We start from the raw sequence: 22659 nt of genomic DNA on the forward strand, positions 1-22659 counted from the left end.
TCACTTTTTAAAGAAAACAGAGGCTCTTCCAAGGACCGAACTTATAATGAGGTGAAAATGATGAGTAAAAAAACGATGTTTGAGAAAATTTGGGAAAATCACGTAATTCATCAAGAAGAAGGCAAACCAAGCATTCTGTATATCGATCTGCATCTGGTGCACGAAGTGACTTCTCCGCAGGCATTTGAAGGTCTTCGTCTCAGCGGACGTAAAGTTCGTCGCCCTGAATTGACATTTGCAACAATGGACCACAACGTTCCAACGAAAGACCGTTTCAACATTACAGATCCTATCTCCAAACAACAAATTGATACACTTTCGCAAAACTGCCGTGATTTCGGCGTGAAATTGTATGATCTGGACACCATTGATCAAGGCGTTGTACACGTTATGGGACCTGAACTGGGTCTGACTCATCCGGGTAAAACTATTGTATGTGGTGACAGTCATACGTCCACACACGGTGCGTTTGGCGCACTGGCATTCGGAATCGGAACAAGTGAAGTTGAGCACGTTATGGCAACGCAATGTTTGCAACAAGCAAAAGCTAAAACGATGGAAGTTCGTTTTGTCGGCAAACGTAACCCGGGTGTAACCGCAAAAGACATGATCCTCGCAGTTATCGCCAAATACGGTACAGACTTTGCAACAGGTTATGTTATTGAGTACACAGGCGAATCCATCCGTGAGTTGAGCATGGAGGAGCGTATGACAGTCTGCAACATGTCCATCGAAGGTGGAGCAAGAGCAGGATTGATCGCGCCGGATGAAACAACATTTGAATATCTGCGTGGACGTGAATACGTACCAGCGGATGCCAAATTCGATGAAGCTGTAGAAGGTTGGAAACAGCTTGTAACCGATGAAGGTGCCGAGTTCGACCATGTGGTTGAAATCGATGTGGAGACATTGATTCCGCAAGTAACTTGGGGAACAAGCCCTGGCATGGGAACCGATATTTCTTCGAAAGTTCCTGTTCCGGCTGAATTGCCAACAGAAAACGAACGTAAAGCAGCTGAAAAAGCGCTTGAATATATGGGACTTGCACCGGGAACACCAATCGCCGAGATTCCAATTGATTATGTATTTATCGGTTCTTGCACCAATGGTCGGATCGAAGATCTGCGTGCAGCAGCAAAAGTGGCTAAAGGTCACACGGTATCCAGTCAGGTTACAGCAATTGTTGTACCAGGTTCAGGACGAGTTAAAATCCAAGCAGAACAAGAAGGTTTGGATAAAATCTTTACGGAAGCCGGATTTGAATGGCGGGATGCTGGATGCAGTATGTGTCTGGCGATGAACCCGGATGTATTGAAGCCAGGACAACGTTGTGCTTCGACGTCCAACCGTAACTTTGAAGGACGCCAAGGACGCGGAGGACGTACGCATCTGGTATCTCCGGCAATGGCAGCAGCTGCAGCGGTTAAGGGTCACTTTGTGGATGTACGGGACTGGAATTTCAAAACAGAAGCAGCGATCTAATCTATAACAGACAGAAGGGAGAACGTTTAATATGGAAGAATTCAAAACATTACAAGGCATCGTTGCACCGGTAGACCGGGTCAATGTAGATACAGACGCAATCATTCCGAAACAGTTTCTGAAACGGATTGAGCGTACCGGATTTGGACAATTTTTGTTCTATGAATGGCGTTTTGATGAAGAGGGGAACAACAATGCTTCCTTCGAAATGAACAAACCTCGTTATGAAGGGGCATCGATCCTTATCTCACGTGCCAACTTTGGCTGTGGATCTTCCCGTGAGCATGCGCCATGGGCAATTATGGACTATGGATTCCGTTGTGTCATCGCTCCATCTTTTGCAGATATTTTCTATAATAACTGCTTTAAAAACGGAATCTTGCCAATCAAGTTGTCAGAAGAGCAAGTTGAAGACTTGTTCCAACGTACAGCGACACATGAAGGCTATGAGATGAATGTAAATCTGGAAAACAAAACGATTACTGATGCATACGGACTGCATATCGATTTTGATCTGGATGAGCACCGTCGCCAATTCTTGTTGCAAGGATTGGACGATATCGGTCTGACTCTTCAACATGATGATGAAATCGCTGCTTACGAACAACGCCACGCGGCAAAACTGTTCGGTTAATCGTTAAAGTATCGCATAGCAGAAAGCTTCTGCCTCGCCAAAGGGATCTTGTTCCCATCGGTGAGACAGAAGCTTTTTTTAATATCAGAAGCTAAATTAGCTTAATAAGTCAGCTATACATAGAAGTCCTGATCCTTCTTGGTGGAATATTTCAACATGTAATCTTCGCCATTATTCAGTTCTAGGGAAGCAATTTTGATTGGAGTATAATCCAAACGCGTCTATCTTTGAGCACACTTGTGTGAGTATTCATTTCCATCTTAAAGAGTACGTTGAACTAATGATCCGTTTTTTTGTAATACTTCCTATTCCGATATATGTATAATTTCAAGTTACATTAATAGATGGAATATCGTCAATTTATGACATCACTGATACGAAATCGATACACATTCATGTAAAAGAGATTATGTTCTTAAATGTGATCTGCTTTTTTATCTTATTTCCGACTGAATATGACAACGTTGTAACCGGATGAAGGGACAATATCTGATAAACTGATTAGTAGATTATGGAAGGTTACATAGGCTCATTGATGTTATGCTGTGCAGAGAATCAGGTCGGATGTTCAAAAGACAAAAAGAATGGTGGATGAGGTATGAAAAAATGGTCGGCAGCAGTTGTTTTTCTTCTGTTCCTATGTTTATTTCCAGTCATGGCCCATGCAGACACCACTCCCTCGATTGTACTCGACGGTGTAACCATTAATCAGCAGACGGGTGCACCTGCTGAAAATATCGGAAAAACGGTTATGGTTCCGATTCGAATTGTATCCGAGAATCTGGGTTATAAGGTGAAATGGGAAAAAGCAACCCAGTCAGTCCAGGTTCAAAAAGGAAACAGCACGATTCTAATGACGGCTGGCAAAGATGCAGCTACAGTGAATGGAAACGTGGTGAATCTGGATTCGCCTCCACTGATCAAACAGGGAACGACGCTTGTTCCGTTACGCTTTGTCGGGGAAGGCATGGGTCTGCGTGTTGGTTGGGACAATGGAACCAAGACAGTAAGCCTATTTAGTATTCCTCCCGTAGTTGGAACGGAAGGCGACAGTGACCCCGTTGAGGCACCTGGCCCGGATGGTCTGACAGAGCTTCAAGGCATCAGCTTCAGCGGAGATCGCTTGATTGTAGCAACAAACGGTAATATTAGCCCCAAAGTATCCAGTATTGGTGGGCCAGACCGAATTATTGTTGATCTGCCATCGGCGACATTCTCTCAGGAATTCATTCAGGGACAAGCATCTAATGTGGATGGCAGTGGACAGATTCTCGTTACGGATTCATCATTAGTTTCCAAAGTCCGGTATGCCATGTTCAGTAAATCGCCTTCTACCGTGCGTGTCGTTCTGGATCTGAATCAGACGGTTACAGCCAAATGGTCTGTTGGAGATAACAATGTCTTGCTCGTTGACCTGACAGCCACGAGTGGAGAACCGACAAGCCAACCGGCAGTACCTACAAATGATGGTAAAACGATTGTGGTCATTGATCCGGGACATGGTGGTCGTCAATCGGGTGCAGTGAGTTTGTCAGGAGCTTATGAGAAGGATTTCAATCTGGCTGTAGGACTGAAGGTACAGGCAATCCTTCAAAAATACCCAAATATTCAAACAGTCATTACACGCCAGGATGATACAGAACTTTCGCTCAAACAGCGTGTGGATATTGCTGAATTGAATCAGGCAGATGTTTTTGTGTCCATTCATGGAAACAAATTCACTACACAGGTACCAAACGGCATTGAAACGCTCTACAGTCGTAAAGAAAGCAAGACATTGGCTGATACTCTTCACAAATATGTATTGCCGATAACAGGACTCAAGGATCGTGGGGTTAAAACGGCTAGTCTGCATGTGACGCGTGAAACAACCATGCCTGCTGTGTTACTTGAACTTGGTTTTTTAAGTAGCCCTATAGATGAAGCAGTTATGCTCACGGAAGAATACCAGGACAAATGTGCACAGGCGATTGTAGACGGAATAGTTGAATTTTTGGGACTGTAAATTGAATTGTGCGCAAATGTGAAGGTTAGGGTAGTACGTTGTTTAGAGATGTATATTTGATAAATAAGGAAAAAATAAGACATTAAAATGTAAAAAAAGCTTGATCTGACAACGTTTTTTTTCTGTTATGTTGGAATAAATTCGCAACTTTTAAGAGCGAGGGGCGTCTAATAGGTGTCTGGTAATGCCCAAGCGGTCAGTCGGAGTTGGAAAATGACAACATGCGGCAAAAAAATATGAGAATGGTAGGGGTGAAGGATGAAGAAGTTCGGTTTTTTGGTACTGTTATTTGTCTTTGGGCTCGTATTCCCGGGCTATAGTCACGCAGCAACAGACACGAAAATTATCCTAGACGGAAAAGAAATCGTACAGCCATCGGATACAAAAGCGGAAATTATCAACAGCAAGGTGATGGTTCCGATCCGGGTTGTGTCCGAAAATCTTGGATATAGCGTGGAGTGGAAGCAGCAAACGCAAACGGTGACTATTAGCAAAGACAACACTGCCATGCAGATGATTGTTGGACAGAAGACGGCAACGGTGAACGGCAGTAACGTAAACCTGGATGCCCCGCCACTCGTGAAAAATGGTACTACGCTCGTACCTCTCCGATTTATTGGTGAGGAAATGGGTCTTAAGGTGGGTTGGAACAATACCACGAAGACGGTAACATTAGTTACCCAGAATTCAGGTTCCGGAAACGGGACAACCACACCTCCGAACTCTGGCAATAATGGCGGAGGATCGGATCAGGAAGGTCTTGTACTGGTGAACGGCATCAGCTTCAGCGACAACCGCTTCATGATTGCAACTAGCGGAAGTACGAAGCCGAACGTCTTCACGATGACAGGACCAGATCGAATCGTTATAGACTTGCCGAATACCGCATTTGCTGATTCATTCAGTGAAGGACAGGCTCTAGACAGCAACCAGAATGGACAACTCGTCGTTAGCGGCTATCCGGATGTGTCGAAGATTCGTTACTCGTTATACAGCAACAGTCCATCTACAATTCGTTTTGTAATCGATCTGTCCAGTTCGAAAGGGTACAGTGTGCAAAATGATTCCGGACTGGTCATGATTAACCTCGACAATCAAAGTGGTACACCTGCACCTCCAGTTGGTAATAATGGCAAAAAAGTTGTCGTTATCGATGCAGGTCACGGAGATCAGGATCCTGGGGCAATCGGTGTAACTGGTAAACGTGAAAAAGACTTCAATCTGGCAATGGCTCTGAAAGTGGAAGCCTTGTTGAAAAAAGAATCCAAAATTGACGTTGTGTTAACACGCAGCGATGATACATTTTTGGCATTGAAAGAACGTGTGAAGATTGCACAAGATATAAAAGCGGATATCTTCATCTCCATTCATGCTAACAGTGGCCCTGCTGCTGCGAACGGTGTAGAGACATTCTATACACGCTCCAACAGCAAAGCACTTGCTACAGTGATGCACAAGTATCTTTTACAGTCTTCCGGACTGAAGGATCGTGGAGTGAAAACGGCAAGTCTCCATGTGACCCGTGAAACGACAATGCCAGCAGTTCTGCTGGAAGGTGGATTCCTTAGCAATAAGAGCGACGAAGCAGCCCTGTTCACTGAGAGTTTCCAGAACAGTGTTGCCAAAGGCATTGTTGCAGGAATCAAGGAGTATCTGGGAATTCAATAAGGGACAAGCCCTTATGTTGAGGAGGCGGAGTTAGAATGAACAAGAAAATATGGATTGCAGCCTTGCTGGTAACGGTTATGGCAGTTGCTGCTGGATGTGGAAGCAAGCCAACAGCTGCTCCGAATCAGACGCAAGGCGCAGGAACTGAAAACAATGTGACCGAGGTTGAAGGCGAAACAATTACCGAACCGGTAACTGCTGAACCTGAAGAGAACACAACACCTACAGAATCGACGGAAGGCAGTTCGGAGGAAACAACTACAACTACTCCGCCAAGCGAAACGTCTACGGAGAAGCCGCCAACTTCCGAAAGTAATGAAAAGAAAACGATCACTGTATTCTATACGGATGAAGAAGAACTGGAGTTGCACAAAGCTTCGGCAGAGATTTCATACGCATCGGATGATGCCAAATATAAAGCTGCCTTTGAATCACTGCAACAGAGCAAAGACGCTAAGCTTGTTCCGCTGTGGTCTAAAGAAATTGAATTGAAGTCTGTTCAGTTCAAGGATGGAGCTCTTACGCTGGATATTCATATGCCAGATACGGCGCGTCTTGGAGCAGGTGGAGAATCTTATGCGCTGGATGCTCTAAAACAAACGTTCTTCCAGTTTGATGAAGTAAAATCACTTGATTTACTGGTGGATGGTCAGCAGACGGAGAGTCTGATGGGCCATGTGGATCTTGAACATCCAATGACAAGATCCGAATAGGCTGTACAGCATGCTGTTGTACCGTGAATCCACGGAATATGGGTCGTTTTACATGAGAGAGGGGAATCATAGGTGACTTTTAAATATAACAATCCATCACACTCTAAAAAAGTAGTATCAGCCGTGCTTGCAGGCATGATGGCCCTTAGCGCCGGCGGAGCTGCCATGGCAGCAGAATCAACAGAAACGGGGCGGGGTCAGACTGCTGCAATAACAAATACGGCTGCACCAACTGGTTTGTTCAGTGACATCAAGGTCGGATACTGGGCTGAAAAACATGTGTACAAACTGGCATATCAAGGTATTCTTCTCGGTAACAACGGCCTGTTCCGTCCAGGAGACGCGGTAACACAGCAAGAAGCTGTAACGATGGCAATCCGTTTTATGAATCAAGAAGGCCAGTTGAATACCGACACGGCTGCGGCATTACCGACAAACATGGAAGTGGGAAATTATTTCAAGCCATATGTCGCGCTGGCACTTCAACTGGGACTGATTGACAAAACGGAAGAATCAACAGTGGATGTATCCAAGACCTCCTGGGGTCAAAAGCCGGCTTCACGGGAATGGATTACGAAATTGTTAATCCGTTCATTGGACAAGGATGCTGAAGCAAAGGCACAAAATAATCAATCTACCGGATTTGCTGATAATGCAAGTATTTCCGAAAGTGGTAAAGGTTATGTCAATCTGGCTGTTAGCCTGGATCTGGCCAAAGGTGTGGAAGGCAACAAATTCAATCCAACCGGATCCGTAACCCGTGCTCAACTGGCTACCTTCTTCAGTCGTGGTGAATCGTTAACGGATACAAAGTACCCAAACACATCCACGGGTTATGTGACTGGATTGAAAGATGGGCAGATCACGCTGGTTGTGGACGGCAAAGCCGTTAACTTCGCAGTGAACAGCAGTACGCCTTACTTTACGAAAGACAGTGAAACTCGTGCTTCCGCCACAGATGTGAAACTATATACGAAAGTTATGGTTGTAGGTTCGGCAGGTGGGGCTTCCTATGTGGAAGTTGTTGATGCTACACCGCAGGTGGAGAGCGTTGAAGGTACGTTTGCGCGTTCATTGTCTGGTAATAAAATTGGTATCTTTGTGGGCGAGAATTACGAAACGTACAGTTATGATGAGGCAACTGCATTCATCGATCAGAATGGTAATGCAATCAAACTGTCCGATATTACGGCAGATAGTATCATCGAAGTTCAGCGTGAGACGTTCTCAGCTGACAAAAAAACAGTCGCTATTCGTGTGAAATCCGGCATTGTTAACAAGAGTGACAATGGCGTAATCGCTGAAGTGTCTACCTCTGGCAAAACAATTAAGCTTGTTAATGCAGCGGGCAATACAGAGCAATATACGTATAATGACAATCTGATTATTCGTTACCAGGACCGCATTCTCTCTCTGGCAGAGCTTAAAGCAGGCAGTGCCGTGAAATATACCGTGAAAGACAGCATCGTGCAAACGATCGAGTTGTCTCAAGGTGTGGAGCAATCTGTGCGTGGAACACTGGTTGAGATCGGTGGTAACCAATCCACGTTAACTTTCAAACGTGAAGGGGGTTCCCTTGAGGCGAAACTGCTGACTGAAAAGCCGGAAGTCATTATTAATGGCATTCAGGATGCAACGCTGAATGATCTCATCACGGATGCAACGAACGGGGATCAGGTGGAGTTGACATTGAACTCTGACGACCAGGTAACGCGTATTCAGGTGATTGGACGTCAAATGGAACCTATGAACGGGGTAACGGTTGTGTCTTACAACAGTAAAACAAAGTTACTTACCGTGTTAGATAACAACAAAAAACCGTTTGTATTTACATTGGATGAGAAAACCAAGCTGGATTATAATACAACCAAACCTACACTGGCTGGTCTGGAGTCACTCTTAAATGATGGTCGCAAATTGGATCTGACCTATGTGGGAACACGTGCATTGTCCGTTAAAGTGATTTACAAGTATGAAGGTACGATCAGCAACATTGATACTTCTGGCAAGAAAATCAGCTTGTTGTCTGCTAATCAGACAATTACAGTGCCTTATTCTACGGTTCCTACAGTTGAGATTTATAACAAATCCGGCGCAAGTCTGGGAGATTTGAAGATTGGTGACAAAGTTACCGTAACGCTTGGAGCAAATCAGGATGTCGTGCAGAAGGTTGCACTGAACACTGTGGCTCAATTCGAAGTGGTGGCCTTGGAAGCAAATAGTCGTATTCGAGTAAAATCCGATCTGTTGACAAGTCAGTTCTACGTGGATCAAGCGGTACTGACAGGAGAGAGTGGTCAGACGATCACGCCTTCACAACTGACAGCAGGTAACCTGATTAATGTAACGTTTGAAGGAGCTACGCCAAAAGCGGTTCAAGTCGTGAAGCGTACGCTGGCTGAAGTTACAGCAGTGGATGCTTCATCTGTAACGCTCAAACAGTTTAACGGCCAGACTGAAACCGTGCCTGTTAGCGGTTCTGTTAAAGTCGTAAAATCTGGCTCCACATTAACTTCATTGACTAGTCTTACGGTAGGAGATCGTGTGGAAATGACAAAAGATACGGATAATTCCACACGCTTCAGAGTATTAACTGTCATGAGCAAACAATTCTGGTCTTATGATGGCGTTGGTAACCAGATTTTGGTTAAACGGGAAACGACGGCAGACACGAACTATCGTTTTGCACTCGGATCAAGTGTATTTGTTCACCAGGGTGACAATACTTTAAGCGTGCAATCTCTCAGAGATAATGATAATATTGTATTGTATCTCCTGAACAATGTTATTCTGGAGATTCAAAAACAGTAATCGTTTCTTTTCGAGGATCAAAAGAATGACCGTCTTGATACGGGATCTTTCCCGCATCAAGACGTTTTTTTTGCAAGCTTTTTGAGGTCCCCGCAAAGTACTCGGATGAAGCTTCGAAGTAAGGCTCCGCAGCGTGGAGTCATTTTGTGGGAGGTAGCTCTTCATGAATGCAGCGACGGTTAGGCATATACTCGAAACTATGGAAGCAATGTTTCCTGATGCACATTGCGAATTAAATCACAGCAATGCATTTGAATTGACGGTAGCTGTCCTTTTGTCTGCCCAGTGCACCGATGAAACGGTGAACAAGGTAACTGCAGATTTGTTCCAGAAGTACAGAAGCCCAGCAGATTATCTGGCGGTTCCTCTCGAAGAGTTGGAACAGGATATTCGGCGAATCGGTTTGTACCGGAACAAGGCCAAGCATATTCAGAACATGTGCCGAATTTTAATAGAGCAGTATGGCGGCGATGTACCGCAGGAACATGATCAGCTTGTGACACTACCAGGTGTCGGGCGGAAAACCGCGAATGTAGTTGTTTCCAATGCGTTTGGAGTACCGGCAATTGCGGTAGATACTCATGTGGAACGTGTATCCAAGCGGCTGGCGCTTGCAGGTTGGGATGACTCCGTACTTGAAGTCGAAAAGAAACTAATGAAGCGCGTACCCCGGGACGAGTGGACTTTAACTCACCACCGGTTTATATTTTTTGGACGCTACCATTGTAAGGCACAGAACCCTGCGTGTCATATCTGTCCATTGCTGGACATATGCAGGGAAGGGAAAAAACGTATGAAAACGTCCCAAATCAGGAAAGATAAGGAACGTGTCACCACCCGAAAACGAAAAATAAATTAATGAGCAGAAAAGGATGAATAATCATGAAATGCATTTCCGTGTACACTGACAATTTTGAGGCCTTCTCCGATATCTTTGAACAAATCGTTGAACAGGAAATGGCTGAAAATGAAGAAAAAGAAGTAGAAGGCATCACAGTAAGCCACTCTGGCGACGTGCCTGAACATTATCTGGAGCGTATGTCCGTTAAACCAGAAGTAGTTGTTATGAGAGACAAAGGCAGAGACATTACAATTCTGCAACATGGACAAGTATTTGAAATCTTGCTGCCTTCCATGGAGAACGCAGTTTCATAAGAAGTGATTACACTATTGGTTCTGTTGTATTAATGTCATGATGATCGTTGTGGTTAAGGTGATCGCATCGCATTTATGCAACAGACACTTGGCGTAAGCATTTGCTAAACACCGAGTATAAAACGTATTACAGATAAAACCGACTTGTTCGGTTTTATTTTTTTTAGATTATAGAACTTATACGTTCATTTATGTATATTCAATTCCAACCGTTCAAATTCAAACTTGATAATGTTAAAATAAATGTTGTAAAAGAGATAGACGTCGAAACGGATGTCAAATTAGAGGAGCCAGGGGGAAGGCCAGTCATGTCCAGAACAGATTACCCAAAAGAAATGGCCAAACCTCTGCTTCCGCTGCGTGAAGCGATGGAGCAGACAGGGGACCATACGGCTGTACAGGCTATAACGGATTTAATCAGCAAGGCGGAAATGAAACATCTGACGATTGCGTTCTGTGGTCATTTCTCTGCAGGCAAATCGAGTCTCATCAACAGTTTATGCGGTAAGCGGGTGCTGCCTTCCAGTCCCGTTCCAACAAGTGCAAATGTGGTATCCATACGTAATGGTAAGCCAAGAGCGCTTATTTATACTACTCCAAACGTAAGCGCTGACAATGGAGCAGGAACACTTGAAGTTTCTCCAGAGGAATTGGAGGCGTATTGCAAAAATGGTGGAGCTTACAGCTCAATTGAGGTATGGGATGATATTCCGCTGCTGAAAGATGATGCTGTCCTGCTGGATACACCAGGTGTGGATTCAACAGATCGCGGACATAGTCTCGCAACCCATTCAGCGCTCCATCTGGCGGATGTGGTGTTCTATGTCATGGACTATAATCATGTTCAGTCCGAGACAAACCTTTCATTTGCCAAGAGTCTGTCGGATTGGGGCAAACCGTTGTTTTTGATCGTGAACCAGATCGACAAGCATCGGGAACGTGAGCTTTCTTTTGACCAATATACCGAAGGTGTCGAAGCTATATTTGCAGCCTGGGAAGTCAGATATGACGGACTGTTGTTTACTTCCCTTCGCGACAAGGAGCATCGCTACAACCAATGGGACGTGCTTCCGGAACTCATTGGACATATGATGCAAGAGAAGGAAGCGTTAATTACGCACAGTTTGGCAAGTTCGGCCAGTCATGTAACGGAGCAACATCTGACACGAGAAGCGGAGAAACGTGAAGACGAAGAAAATTCTCTGCTGGATGAGATTGGTGGCAAGGAAGGAATCGAGCGTTTGGAACGGGAGCTGGAGCTTCTCGATCAACAAGCAGCAGACATTCGTACCGGGCCTTCGCGAGTGCGTGAGAAATTCCGGGCAGAGCTGGAGCCTCTTCTGGCGAACGCAAATCTTACTCCTGCGGATATTCGTGCGTCGGCTGCTGCCTATTTGGAGAGCCGCAAACCGGGTTTCAGGGTAGGTTTGTTATTCTCAGGTGGTAAAACCGAGCAGGAGAAACAACGCCGTGTTTCTGAGCTGGTAAGACTGTTACAGGATCAGGCTTCCGGACAAGTGGAGGTACATATTCGTACGATGCTTAGACAGCTGGGTGAATCCCATCAGCTATGGGGAGCGGAGTGGGAGCAAGCGCTTAATACGGAGCTGCCTGCTGTAGATGAAGCACTATTGGAGATGAAACGTAGTGCGAGTGCAGAGGTATCTCCAGAGTATGTGATTCAGTTCAGTAAAGATGTGCGGGGCGAAATTGAGGCCCGCTATCGCAGGTCGGCCATGATGCTGGCCGACCGCATGCTGGAAGCGCTGGCAGCGCGAGGCGAAGCCGCGCTCCAGGCGCTGGACGCCAGCCGCGCAGCGCTGCTGGCGCAATCCGCGGCGGCGGCGCGCTACACGGCGCTCCAGCGCAGCGCCGCCGCAGAGGCAGCAGGGCTGCGCAGCCTGCTGCCCGATGCGGGCCCCCTCCCCTCCGGGCTGTTGCCGGAGGTGAAGGGCCCGCACGTGCCCGCGGTGCCTGAACCGGGCGAAGCTCCCGGTTCGCATGCGGGCACGTCAACGTCTGTGGCTGCGCAGCCACAGACGTCAGAGGCACCGCCAGCGCAGCGCGCAGTCGCGGCGGCGGTGCCAGGGCCAACGGCGGCGGCTGGCGCTGAACGCCGCCGACGCCTGGACGCAGCAGCGGCACGGCTCGAAGCCGCTGCTGCGCTGGTGGAGCCGTACCCCGCCATGGGGTCGGCGGTACGGGATCTGCGTGCACGCGCGGCTTCGCTTGCGGGCGGCACGTTCACACTCGCGCTGTTCGGAGCGTTCAGCGCTGGCAAATCCTCCTTCGCCAACGCGTTGCTGGGCGAAGCTGTACTACCCGTCTCGCCGCATCCAACAACAGCGGCGATTAACCGGATCATGGCTCCTGCCGGGGGCGCGGAGCATGGAACAGCACGGGTCCGCATGAAGACCCGGGAAGCCTTCCAGGAAGATCTCGCCTATTCCTTCCGTTTACTTGGACTGGGTGAGCCTGGAACCGAGTGGCAGAAGCGAGTGAAATCCCTCACGCCACAGGATGTGCATCCGGCGGGGCGCCCGCATTACAGCTTTTTGCAGGCTGCGGCAGCCGGCTGGGAAGAAACAGCGGACCAGCTAGGTCAGGATGTACTGGTGGATCTGGATGGTTACCGTAATTTTGTCGCAAACGAGAAGAAGTCCTGCTTTGTAGACAGTATCGATCTCTACTACAGTTGCGATGTAACAGAACAGGGCATTGTGCTGGTCGACACACCAGGAGCGGATTCCGTTAATGCTCGTCATACGGGTGTAACCTTCAATTATATGAAGAATGCGGATGCACTCATTTTTGTGACGTATTACAACCATGCTTTCTCACAAGGCGATCGCCAGTTCCTGAATCAGTTGGGACGTGTTAAGGATAGTTCTGCCATGGATCAGATGTTCTTTGTTGTGAACGCCAGTGACCTGTCTACCTCTGAGGAAGAACTGGAGCAGGTTCTCGATCATGTGAGTACCCAACTGCGCAGTAACGGAATTCGGGCACCACGACTCTTCCCGGTATCCAGCATACTGGCGATGGAAGGCAAGATGGCAGGCGATTCGAAGCTGCTTGAGCAATCCGGTTTTATCCGTTTTGAAGAAGAGTTCAACCAATTTGCAGGCAGAGAATTAGCCGATCTTGCCGTAGGCGGAGCTTCAGAAGAGATGGCACGTGTCATTCAGCGGCTGAAGACACGCGCGGAGGATGCGGCTCAGGGAGAGGAAGCATTGCAGCAGCGGCGGAATGAACTGGAGACTATCCAGGGACAGTCACGCCAGCGCATACAGCAACTTGCAGCACGATCCATGAAGGAAGAACTGTCACAGGAAACAGCAGAACTACTCTTCCATGTGCGGCAGCGACTTGCCTACCGCCTTGGCCTATTCATGGCAGAAGCATTCCATCCATCCGTACTTCGGGAGGATCGGGGCAATCTGAAGACGGCTTTTGCAGCCTGTGGACGTGAACTGTTGCGCATGATTGCCATTGAACTGGAGCAGGAACTGCTCGCTACTACCCTCAGACTTGAACAGGCAGGTCAGACTTGGCTGACGAAGCAAGTTACGGATTGTATAGATGAGGTGAGACAGTTATCAGGGGGCGTGGATGTGTCACTGCCACTGACCGAACGCTGGAGCACACCTGTGCTTGAAGAAGTCCGTCTGGAAGAACCGTCTGGATGGAAAAGCTATTTGAATTATTTCCGCAATCCGAAACAGTTCTTCGAAGGGGATGGGCGTCAGCGTTTACAGGAGGCACTTGATCCGGTCCTCAAACAGATGATCATTGAACTTCTTCCTGCTGCGCAAGACAAACTGATTCAGTTTTATGACAACCAGCTATGTCAATCCTTGCAACACCAATCCCGTCAGTTGGAAGAACGTCTGGACGAGGCGGTGAGCGGAATTCAAGATACACTGGAAAGCGGAATTCCGGCGGAGCAATGGACAAGCTTGTCTAATCAACTGGAACAGATTGAATACCGTTAAAATCACGGTATAACGCGTATTCTCTGGAAGTCTTTGTAAAAAGAAATGATGGATACAGCAACACATTGAAAATGTTGCGAAACTAACCTCAAAAAGGCCCCTGCCGAAAAGGCATATAGGGAGCCTTTTTTTGGTACGAACAACCTGAAATAAAGAGAATATTCAAACATTTGATTGAAAGGTGGGTATTTACCTTCGTTAATGCGTCAATAAGCTGAAAGCAGGCAGAATATGGTCTGTTATTCGCTTTGCCGCGAATGGGGTACGGTGATAAACTTCATAAATGTTCATAGTATTTTTGAACGACATAAGAGGAGGAGAAACATGGATGTTCTTAGGCAACTGCAAATCTTTTTTTGGGAAAAGCGAACGTATTTATTTGTATCAATCTTGTTCCTCGCCTTAGCGACCGCACTTGGGTTGGTGTATCCGTACATGCTGAGGATATTGATTGATGATGTTATTGTTCCGCGCACTTTTGAAGACGTTCCCATAATTGCCTTGACTGTGTTAGGTGTAGTGATTTTAAAAGCAGGAATGCAGTTCTTGCATGGCTTTTTTGGAGGACGCTTGGGTAACTTCCTGGCGTACAGACTTCGTAACGCATGTTATGAAAAGCTTCAATTTTTATCCTTCCGTTATTATGATACGGCCAAGACAGGTGATCTGATGTCCCGCCTCACGGGAGATTTAGAAGCCATCCGTAACTTTATCGGATTTGGTTTCGCCCAGATTCTCAACATGGTTTTGATGGTCGTATTCGGCGCAATCATGATGATGACCATGAGTTGGCAGCTTACACTGTTCACGCTCATATGCATCCCATTACTTGCCTTCGTTGCGCTGAGATTCGAATCCAAAATTCACCCTGCGTTTCAGGAGATGCGGCTGGCGCTCAGTTCACTGACGACAGCGGTACAGGAGAATATTACTGGCGTGCGTACGGTAAAATCCTTTGCACGTGAGCCTTATGAAGTGGAGAAATTCTCCACACGTAATGAGCGTTACAAGACGAATCAGATTCATGCCGCAACATTGTGGAGTCGTTATTTTCCGATCATGGAGATTCTTGCTTCGGTGAGCATCGTGCTGTTGCTGGTGATCGGTGGAAGAATGGTTATACAGAATACGCTGACACTTGGTGAACTCGTTGCCTTTTTCAGTTTGATCTGGTACATAATCGGTCCAATGTGGAATCTGGGGTTCCATATCAACAACTATACGCAATCCAAAGCTTCAGGTGAACGGGTGCTCGAACTGCTCAATACGCCAGTGGATGTGGAAGAAACGCAAGATCCGGTCATTGTGGAAGCAGACCAAGTGAATGGTCATGTGACATTTGAATCCGTTACCTTTGCCTACGGCAACAAAATGCCAGCGGTAACCGATATTAATTTTGATGCTGCACCCGGTTCTGTAATCGGTTTCCTCGGGGGAACAGGGTCAGGTAAATCGACCATCATTCAGCTTCTGATGCGTGCATATAACGTCAACTCGGGTACGATCAAGCTGGATGGCAAAAACATTAAAGATATAGGCATTCGCAGTTTGCGGAGTCAGATCGCTTCTGTTTTCCAGGAAACATTCCTGTTCTCATCCAGCATTCGCAATAATATTTCCTACGGACTTAAGAATGTCACTATGGATGAGATTATCCGTGCAGCCAAGCTGGCCAAGGCTCATGACTTCATTATGGAGTTCCCGGACGGATATGACACGGTGGTTGGTGAACGCGGCATGGGATTATCGGGTGGACAGAAACAGCGGATTGCGATCGCAAGGGCTTTGCTGAAAAATCCAAAAATTCTTGTACTCGATGATGCAACCAGCGCCGTGGATATGGAGACGGAACATGAGATTCAATCCGGTTTCCAGGAAGTAATGCGCGGTAGAACTACATTTATTATTGCACATCGGATATCTTCACTACGACATGCAGATGAGATTCTGGTGCTGGATGAAGGTCGCGTGGTACAACGTGGCAAACATACCGAACTTATTGAAGTACCTGGACCATACCAGGATGTTTATAAAATTCAATACGCAGATTATATTGCCCGCGGTAAGCGGGAGGCTGGGGAGCAGGTGAATTCATGAGTGCCGAAACGATAGCAGACAGGCGCGAGGCCAAAGGGGCCTCCGAGAAGAAACTGAATGAACGATTTGTGTATCAGGATGATGAAATTATTGAAAAACCGTTTAACTGGAAAGAATTCGGACGTTTATTTGCATACATGAAACCTTATGCGAAACAACTGTTGCCACTCGTTATTCTAATGATGATTCTCGGTACCATTACGAAATTATCCGTACCTTTTCTGATCAGTCTGGCGATTGACCGGGCCATCGCACCGGCAACAGGGCTGCCAAGTATGACGATGCTTTATCTGATCGCAGGCTCCATATTTGTGTTGTATCTCATTCAATGGGCAGCCAATACGTACCGGATCAAATTGACGAACATTATTGGACAGCGCGTTATCTACGATCTTCGCTCGGATCTGTTCAAGCATATCCAGAAGCTGTCCTTTAACTTTTTTGACAAGAGACCGGCAGGTTCCGTTCTGGTGCGTGTGACGAATGATATTAACTCCCTTCAGGATCTATTCACCAACGGTGCAGTTAACGTCATGATCGACTGCGTGCAGCTGCTCGGGATCATTGTAATCTTGCTGTTGATTAACTGGAAACTGGGCCTTGCCGTAATCATTACGGTGCCAATCATGTTTATCATCTCGACCAAACTGCGGGTGCTGATCCGTCGTGCCTGGCAGGATGTTCGAATGAAGAACTCTCGTATTAACTCCCACTTGAATGAATCCATTCAGGGGATTCGAGTGACTCAGGCTTATACACAGGAAAAAGAGAATATGAAGTATTTTGACAACATGAACCTGTCCAGCAAAAAGTCATGGGATAGAGCATCAGCGATGAACCAGGGTTTCGGACCACTGATTGAGATCACAGGCGGATTCGGTACATTAATCCTTTTCTGGTTTGGTGCTTATCTGATTCAGGAAGGTCAGTTGACTGTGGGATTACTTGTTGCTTTTGCCAACTATGTCGGCAACTTCTGGGACCCGATCAACCGTCTCGGACAGATGTACAACCAACTCTTGGTTGCGATGGCATCATCGGAGCGCATCTTCGAGTTCATGGATGAAAAGCCTAGTATTGCGGATAAACCAGGTGCCAAGCCACTTCCTTCTATTAAAGGGGATATCGCATTCGAAAATGTTGTGTTCGAATACGAGAAGGGCAGACAGGCGCTGAAAGGAATCAGCTTCTCGGCGGCTGCGGGACAATCGATTGCACTTGTTGGTCATACGGGTTCAGGTAAAAGTACGATCATCAATCTGATCAGTCGTTTCTATGATATATCCGGTGGACGTCTCACCATTGACGGACAGGATGTTCGGGATGTAACGGTAGAGAGTTTGCGCAGCCAGATTAGTATTGTATTACAGGATACCTTCATCTTCTCGGGTACGATTCGTGACAATATTCGATTTGGGCGACTGGATGCAACGAATGAAGAGGTGGAGGACGCAGCCAAAGCAGTCAATGCACATGAGTTCATCATGAAGCTGCCTGGCGGATATGATACCGAAGTCGAAGAACGAGGAAACGTATTATCCATGGGACAACGGCAATTGTTATCCTTTGCCCGTGCGCTCCTTGCCGATCCGCGTATATTGATTCTGGATGAAGCTACTGCCAGCATTGATACCGAGACGGAGCTTAAAATCCAGGAAGCGCTGAAGGTGCTGTTGCAGGGAAGAACCTCCTTTATGGTCGCTCACCGTCTCTCCACCATCCGGAATGCAGATAACATTATCGTCCTGGATCATGGTGAAATTAAAGAAGAGGGCAACCATGAGCAGCTTATCCAAAAACAAGGTGTGTATAATGGATTAATAGAAGCTCAATACAGATTTTTGTGATAATCTCCTTGGACGCCTGTGAAGCGTCTGAACACATATAAACTTATAACACTCTGGCGTTCTATAGCCTGATCCTTCAATAATGAGTGCATCTTATTCATTGAAGACAGGTGGATAGCCGGAGTGTTTTTTTTAATCCTTATTGTGGTATGTTATATTTTTGAAGAATCAAATCAATACAATCGTTCATGGCTGGAGGGAGATCAATGCAGATGGACAACAACGAAATAGACTCAAAGCATTTTGATCACCTGGATCATATGAATTTTAGGCTCATTCACGTGAATTATACGACTGATCCTGCGACGGAGTGGCTTCTGAGGAAACACTTCATTGAAACATACATGTTATTATTTGTAGCCAGTGGCCAAGGTTGGTTAAAGATAGATGGCAATTTCATCGAATTGAAGGCAGGCGGACTGTACATAGGTTTCCCAGGGCAGCTGGTTGAGGCAAATGTGCATTCATTGGATGAACGAGGTGTGTATCACATGAGTTTTGATGTCACGTACGCACCGGAGCAGGATGCTGGAACAGCCCTGGATATGATAAAGCAACTTTTACGTAATGAAGTGAATGGAGAGGTCAGCTCAACTTCGCCCGTTGCTGTTGGCGTGATCTGTCAGATGATTTACCACCACACAATGAAGAAGGATGGCTTGCAAAGGTACTATGGTCAGATTCGTTTTCAGGAACTGTTGTATACCATGTTTTACGACGTGGCCTATGCCGAAAAGACGGATCTGGCTTCACCAATTGAACATGTTAAAGGCTACATGGAGCAGAATTATTCGAAGAGATTAACCATTGAGGAATTAGCAAATGTGGCACGAATGAGCCCTCGACATTTCATGCGTTTATTCAAGAAAAGGTATGGTTACAGTCCTGTTGACTATTTAACGCTATATCGAATTAAACAAGCCCAGATCTTAATGAGAAATGATCACAGTTATCGACTCAAGGATGTGGCATCGTACGTGGGTTATCAGGATGAGACGTATTTCCGGCGTAAATTCAAACAAATCTCTGGCATTCCACCAGCAGCGTTTATACGTAATAGCAAACAAAAAATTGCTGCAGTTCATTCTTTGAGCATTGGTATACTGCTTGCATTGCAGATCATTCCATGTGCCGCGCCGGCAAGTCATCCGTGGACATACTATTACAGACGTAAATATGAAACGGACAAAGTTATGCCACTCGCAGAGAGTGAGACCACCTGGCTGGAACAGCTTCAATTAGTCAAGCCTGATTATATTATTACGATGGGGACGGAGTCTGAGGCTTCGCAAAGTCAGCTTCATTCCATTGCTCCTGTGTGTGACCACCCGTGGGGAAAAGGTGATTGGAGAGAGCAATTGAGATATGTTGCAAGTTTTTTGGACAGGTCGGATATTGCAGAGGTATGGCTTCAAAGATATGAAGAGAAGGCAGAGATCATTAAGAATCAGCTTACAGATTTCATACGAAAAGACAGGCTCGTTGTACTCAAAGTTCATGGTGAAGCGTTGCAGATGTTAGGCCCAAGGAGCATTGCTTCCGTTTTTTACGTTGATATGCAAATGGAGGGTCCCGAAGGAGCTGAGACTTATTGGGAACGGGGCACAGTGACCATTAAGGAGTTATCTGTTCTCAACGTGGAAAGAATATTACTGATTGTGGGTGAGGATGAGACATCGAGGCAGACATGGTCTGCTGTGCGGAAGTCTGAAGAATGGCTTGAGTTGTTAGCGGTACAGAAGGGCAGAATGGATATCCTCTTGTCTAGCGTTCTGCTGGACTACACCGCGTTTACCCATGAGCTTATGTTGGATGAAATATTAAAGTTATGGCAAGATCGTCCATAGCAAAAAGTCTGAATAGTCAATATCATACCTGAACATATTTTAATATACTTACTCCTATATCAAATGATAATGATAATTATTATTGATTAGACATTGTCATATATTAATGACCTATAGGGGGTACATAGAGAATGAGATTTAGATGGTTAACCGTAATATGCACAATGATGTTGATGCTCGTTATTTCTGCTTGTGGGGCAGCAGGCAAAGAAGCATCCTCGAGCGAGGGACAAGAAGCGGGTACCGCCAATTCTTCAACAACAGAGGCCAGTCAGGTGAAAAAAGTGAACACGGAAATGGGAGAAGTTGAAATTCCGGTGAACCCACAAAAAATAGTTGGATTGTCCGTTGTATATCCAGAATTTTTATATTCACTTGGCATCGTACCCATTGCTGTACAGAACTACCATGAGGATTTTCCTTCTTACTTGCAAGAGCCATTTGCAAACACGATGAAAATGGGAATAGGAAGAACGCCTAACTTTGAAGCCCTGATGGAGGCAGCTCCGGATTTAATTATCGCTCCTGACTGGTGGTCCAAAAAGGACTATGATCAGCTTGCTCTGATAGCACCTACCGTACTTTTGCCACAGCGTGATGATTGGCGCGATGAACTGCGGGATATGGCCAAAATTTTGGACAAAGAAGAACAGGCAGAAAAGGTGATTCAGGATTTGGTGGATAAGGAGAAGGTAGCTGCTGCCAAATTGAATAAGCTGATTGGTGAGGAGACTGTTCTCTACATTAGAGTGATGGAAAAAGAAATCGTACTTCATGGGGAGAACCTTGACCGAGGAAACTTTGTCCACAAACGATTGGGAATGAATCCACTTCCTAATTTCCCGAAAGATCAAACTGCCATGTCCGTATCCTTGGAAGTATTGCCTGAATACGACGCAGATCATCTGATCGTTCAGCTGGATGATGAGACTAATCCGGAAATTAAAAAGAAATTTGAAGATATGTTATCTTCATCGTTATGGAAAAATCTGAAAGCAGTCAAGCAGGACCACGTCTACATGGTGGGTGGCAAGGAATGGTTCAATCTGGGAATGTCTCCACTTGCCGATGAATATGTCATTGATGATATTGTTGCTGCTTTTGAAGCAAAAAACAAATAAAGCAAACTGGGAATGTTACTTGTATCTCGAATTCATAACTAAATAAACAAGGTGTGTTTAAAATGAATGAAGAAGATATCTATGATGTAACCATCATTGGAGGCGGCCCTGCTGGCATGTATGCAGCTTTTTATGCAGGGATGCGTGATATGAAAGTTAAAATCATCGAAGGTAAAGACCAGCTTGGTGGATTTCTGCATACCTATTCGGAAAAAACAATTTGGGATGTAGGCGGTTTACCGCCTATGAAATGTTCGAAGTTGATCGAGTGGCTTGTTCAGCAGGCCAATACGTTTAATCCAACGGTTGTATTGAATTGCAAAGTGGAAAGGTTCACTCGACTGGATAACGGAATATGGAGTATGTATACCACTGGAGGGAAGATACATTATACGCGCACGATCCTTGTTGCAGTAGGCCGCGGTATCGCAGAGATTCAGAAGCTGGAGCTTCAGGAGCCGATTGAATATGAGCAAGAGAACCTTCATTACACCGTGCAAAATCCAGAACATTTCGCTGGGAAGCGTGTACTCATTTCGGGTGGAGGCAACAGTGCTGTAGACTGGGCAATTGAACTTGCTCAACTTGCTCGCAGTGTAGTTGTAATCCACCGGAATAATGAGTTCCGCGCGATGGAACGAAATGTAAGTGAGATGAACAATATAACGGATGTGAGAACACCATACAGCATCACGCAACTTCATAATAATGGCAAGCGAATCCAGCAGGTTGAGATTACACATATGAAAAGTCAGGACAATGTGGTGTTAGAAGTGGATGAAGTCGTCATTAGTCATGGATATAAAAGCAATTTAAGTGATCTTGCCAGTTGTGGCTTAGAAATGGACGATGGAATGGTTCTAATGAGTCACCATGCACAGACGAGTCTGCCGGGTGTTTTTGCAGCAGGGGACTGTGCGACCCACGAGAGCAAAGTTAGACTCATTGCAGGTGCCTTCAATGATGCGATCGTGGCAGTTAATAGTGCGAAACAATATATGACGCCAGACGCACCCCAGATGGCTTATGTTTCTTCCCATAATGAAATCTTCAGAGAAAAAAATCGACAAATCCCAAGTGTTTAAACTTGGGATTTGTTTGCGTATTTCGATTCGTTGGAATATTGAAGTCTGCTCTTTTAACATTTCCTTAATTTTGGGAGGAATGGAAGGAGTATCGAATCTGTGAGCGGTAATTGTAAAATTTGATCGAAAAAACACAAAAAATCTTGTAAAATTCACAAGAAAAATAGGGAGTACTCTTGCAATCTTTAACCAAAACCCC

Annotated in this window: 14 protein-coding genes; all 14 read left to right on the forward strand. The window is 45.9% G+C overall.

Translation table 11 applies throughout. The annotated features are described in order from the left end of the window. Positions 1-60: 60 nt before the first annotated feature. The 14 genes from leuC (at position 61) to NSQ38_RS17050 (ending at position 22460) form a co-directional block, all read left to right on the forward strand. On the forward strand, positions 61-1482 hold the full coding sequence (gene leuC, locus NSQ38_RS16985; RefSeq protein ID WP_249912599.1) for a 3-isopropylmalate dehydratase large subunit: 1422 nt from the start codon (positions 61-63) through the stop codon (positions 1480-1482). Between the two features lie 31 nt (positions 1483-1513). Then, entirely contained in the window at positions 1514-2116 is a 603-nt protein-coding gene (leuD, locus tag NSQ38_RS16990; RefSeq protein ID WP_091028995.1) for a 3-isopropylmalate dehydratase small subunit, read from the forward strand. 598 nt (positions 2117-2714) lie between these two features. Next, positions 2715-4121: an N-acetylmuramoyl-L-alanine amidase family protein gene (locus tag NSQ38_RS16995; RefSeq protein WP_339783036.1), complete on the forward strand. Its 1407-nt coding sequence runs from the start codon at positions 2715-2717 to the stop codon at positions 4119-4121. A 258-nt stretch (positions 4122-4379) separates the two neighbouring features. Further along, positions 4380-5789 (forward strand): N-acetylmuramoyl-L-alanine amidase family protein, encoded by a 1410-nt coding sequence (locus tag NSQ38_RS17000; RefSeq protein ID WP_339783038.1) that lies wholly within the window; start codon positions 4380-4382, stop codon positions 5787-5789. 35 nt (positions 5790-5824) lie between these two features. Then, complete coding sequence (locus NSQ38_RS17005; protein ID WP_339783040.1) at positions 5825-6502, forward strand: GerMN domain-containing protein; 678 nt, start codon at positions 5825-5827, stop codon at positions 6500-6502. 72 nt (positions 6503-6574) lie between these two features. After that, on the forward strand, positions 6575-9313 hold the full coding sequence (locus NSQ38_RS17010) for an S-layer homology domain-containing protein (protein ID WP_339783042.1): 2739 nt from the start codon (positions 6575-6577) through the stop codon (positions 9311-9313). A gap of 163 nt (positions 9314-9476) precedes the next feature. Then, positions 9477-10172 (forward strand): endonuclease III, encoded by a 696-nt coding sequence (gene nth / locus NSQ38_RS17015; protein ID WP_036607558.1) that lies wholly within the window; start codon positions 9477-9479, stop codon positions 10170-10172. Between the two features lie 23 nt (positions 10173-10195). After that, positions 10196-10468, forward strand: a complete 273-nt coding sequence (locus tag NSQ38_RS17020) for a hypothetical protein (RefSeq protein WP_017687779.1) — start codon at positions 10196-10198, stop codon at positions 10466-10468. A gap of 308 nt (positions 10469-10776) precedes the next feature. Next, complete coding sequence (locus tag NSQ38_RS17025) at positions 10777-14463, forward strand: dynamin family protein (protein ID WP_339783044.1); 3687 nt, start codon at positions 10777-10779, stop codon at positions 14461-14463. A gap of 324 nt (positions 14464-14787) precedes the next feature. Continuing rightward, entirely contained in the window at positions 14788-16560 is a 1773-nt protein-coding gene (locus NSQ38_RS17030) for an ABC transporter ATP-binding protein (protein ID WP_253438429.1), read from the forward strand. Next, complete coding sequence (locus tag NSQ38_RS17035; RefSeq protein WP_091017941.1) at positions 16557-18407, forward strand: ABC transporter ATP-binding protein; 1851 nt, start codon at positions 16557-16559, stop codon at positions 18405-18407. The genes NSQ38_RS17030 and NSQ38_RS17035 overlap by 4 nt, the downstream gene beginning before the upstream one ends. A 260-nt stretch (positions 18408-18667) precedes the next feature. After that, positions 18668-20254 (forward strand): AraC family transcriptional regulator, encoded by a 1587-nt coding sequence (locus tag NSQ38_RS17040; protein ID WP_339790576.1) that lies wholly within the window; start codon positions 18668-18670, stop codon positions 20252-20254. Positions 20255-20385: 131 nt separating this feature from the next. Then, positions 20386-21375, forward strand: coding sequence for an ABC transporter substrate-binding protein (locus tag NSQ38_RS17045; RefSeq protein ID WP_339783045.1), 990 nt, complete (start codon positions 20386-20388; stop codon positions 21373-21375). A 62-nt stretch (positions 21376-21437) separates the two neighbouring features. Further along, complete coding sequence (locus NSQ38_RS17050) at positions 21438-22460, forward strand: NAD(P)/FAD-dependent oxidoreductase (protein ID WP_339783046.1); 1023 nt, start codon at positions 21438-21440, stop codon at positions 22458-22460. Positions 22461-22659 lie beyond the last annotated feature (199 nt).

Origin of the sequence: Paenibacillus sp. FSL R7-0313 (assembly GCF_037969885.1) — a bacterium.
Classification (GTDB): Bacteria; Bacillota; Bacilli; order Paenibacillales; family Paenibacillaceae; genus Paenibacillus.

Bases quoted from the DNA above. Each gene is read 5' to 3' on its own strand.
- leuC (WP_249912599.1), top strand. From the start codon at position 61: ATGAGTAAAAAAACGATGTTTGAGAAAATTTGGGAAAATCACGTAATT.
- leuD (WP_091028995.1), top strand. From the start codon at position 1,514: ATGGAAGAATTCAAAACATTACAAGGCATCGTTGCACCGGTAGACCGG.
- NSQ38_RS16995 (WP_339783036.1), top strand. From the start codon at position 2,715: ATGAAAAAATGGTCGGCAGCAGTTGTTTTTCTTCTGTTCCTATGTTTA.
- NSQ38_RS17000 (WP_339783038.1), top strand. From the start codon at position 4,380: ATGAAGAAGTTCGGTTTTTTGGTACTGTTATTTGTCTTTGGGCTCGTA.
- NSQ38_RS17005 (WP_339783040.1), top strand. From the start codon at position 5,825: ATGAACAAGAAAATATGGATTGCAGCCTTGCTGGTAACGGTTATGGCA.
- nth (WP_036607558.1), top strand. From the start codon at position 9,477: ATGAATGCAGCGACGGTTAGGCATATACTCGAAACTATGGAAGCAATG.
- NSQ38_RS17020 (WP_017687779.1), top strand. From the start codon at position 10,196: ATGAAATGCATTTCCGTGTACACTGACAATTTTGAGGCCTTCTCCGAT.
- NSQ38_RS17025 (WP_339783044.1), top strand. From the start codon at position 10,777: ATGTCCAGAACAGATTACCCAAAAGAAATGGCCAAACCTCTGCTTCCG.
- NSQ38_RS17030 (WP_253438429.1), top strand. From the start codon at position 14,788: ATGGATGTTCTTAGGCAACTGCAAATCTTTTTTTGGGAAAAGCGAACG.
- NSQ38_RS17035 (WP_091017941.1), top strand. From the start codon at position 16,557: ATGAGTGCCGAAACGATAGCAGACAGGCGCGAGGCCAAAGGGGCCTCC.
- NSQ38_RS17040 (WP_339790576.1), top strand. From the start codon at position 18,668: ATGAATTTTAGGCTCATTCACGTGAATTATACGACTGATCCTGCGACG.
- NSQ38_RS17045 (WP_339783045.1), top strand. From the start codon at position 20,386: ATGAGATTTAGATGGTTAACCGTAATATGCACAATGATGTTGATGCTC.
- NSQ38_RS17050 (WP_339783046.1), top strand. From the start codon at position 21,438: ATGAATGAAGAAGATATCTATGATGTAACCATCATTGGAGGCGGCCCT.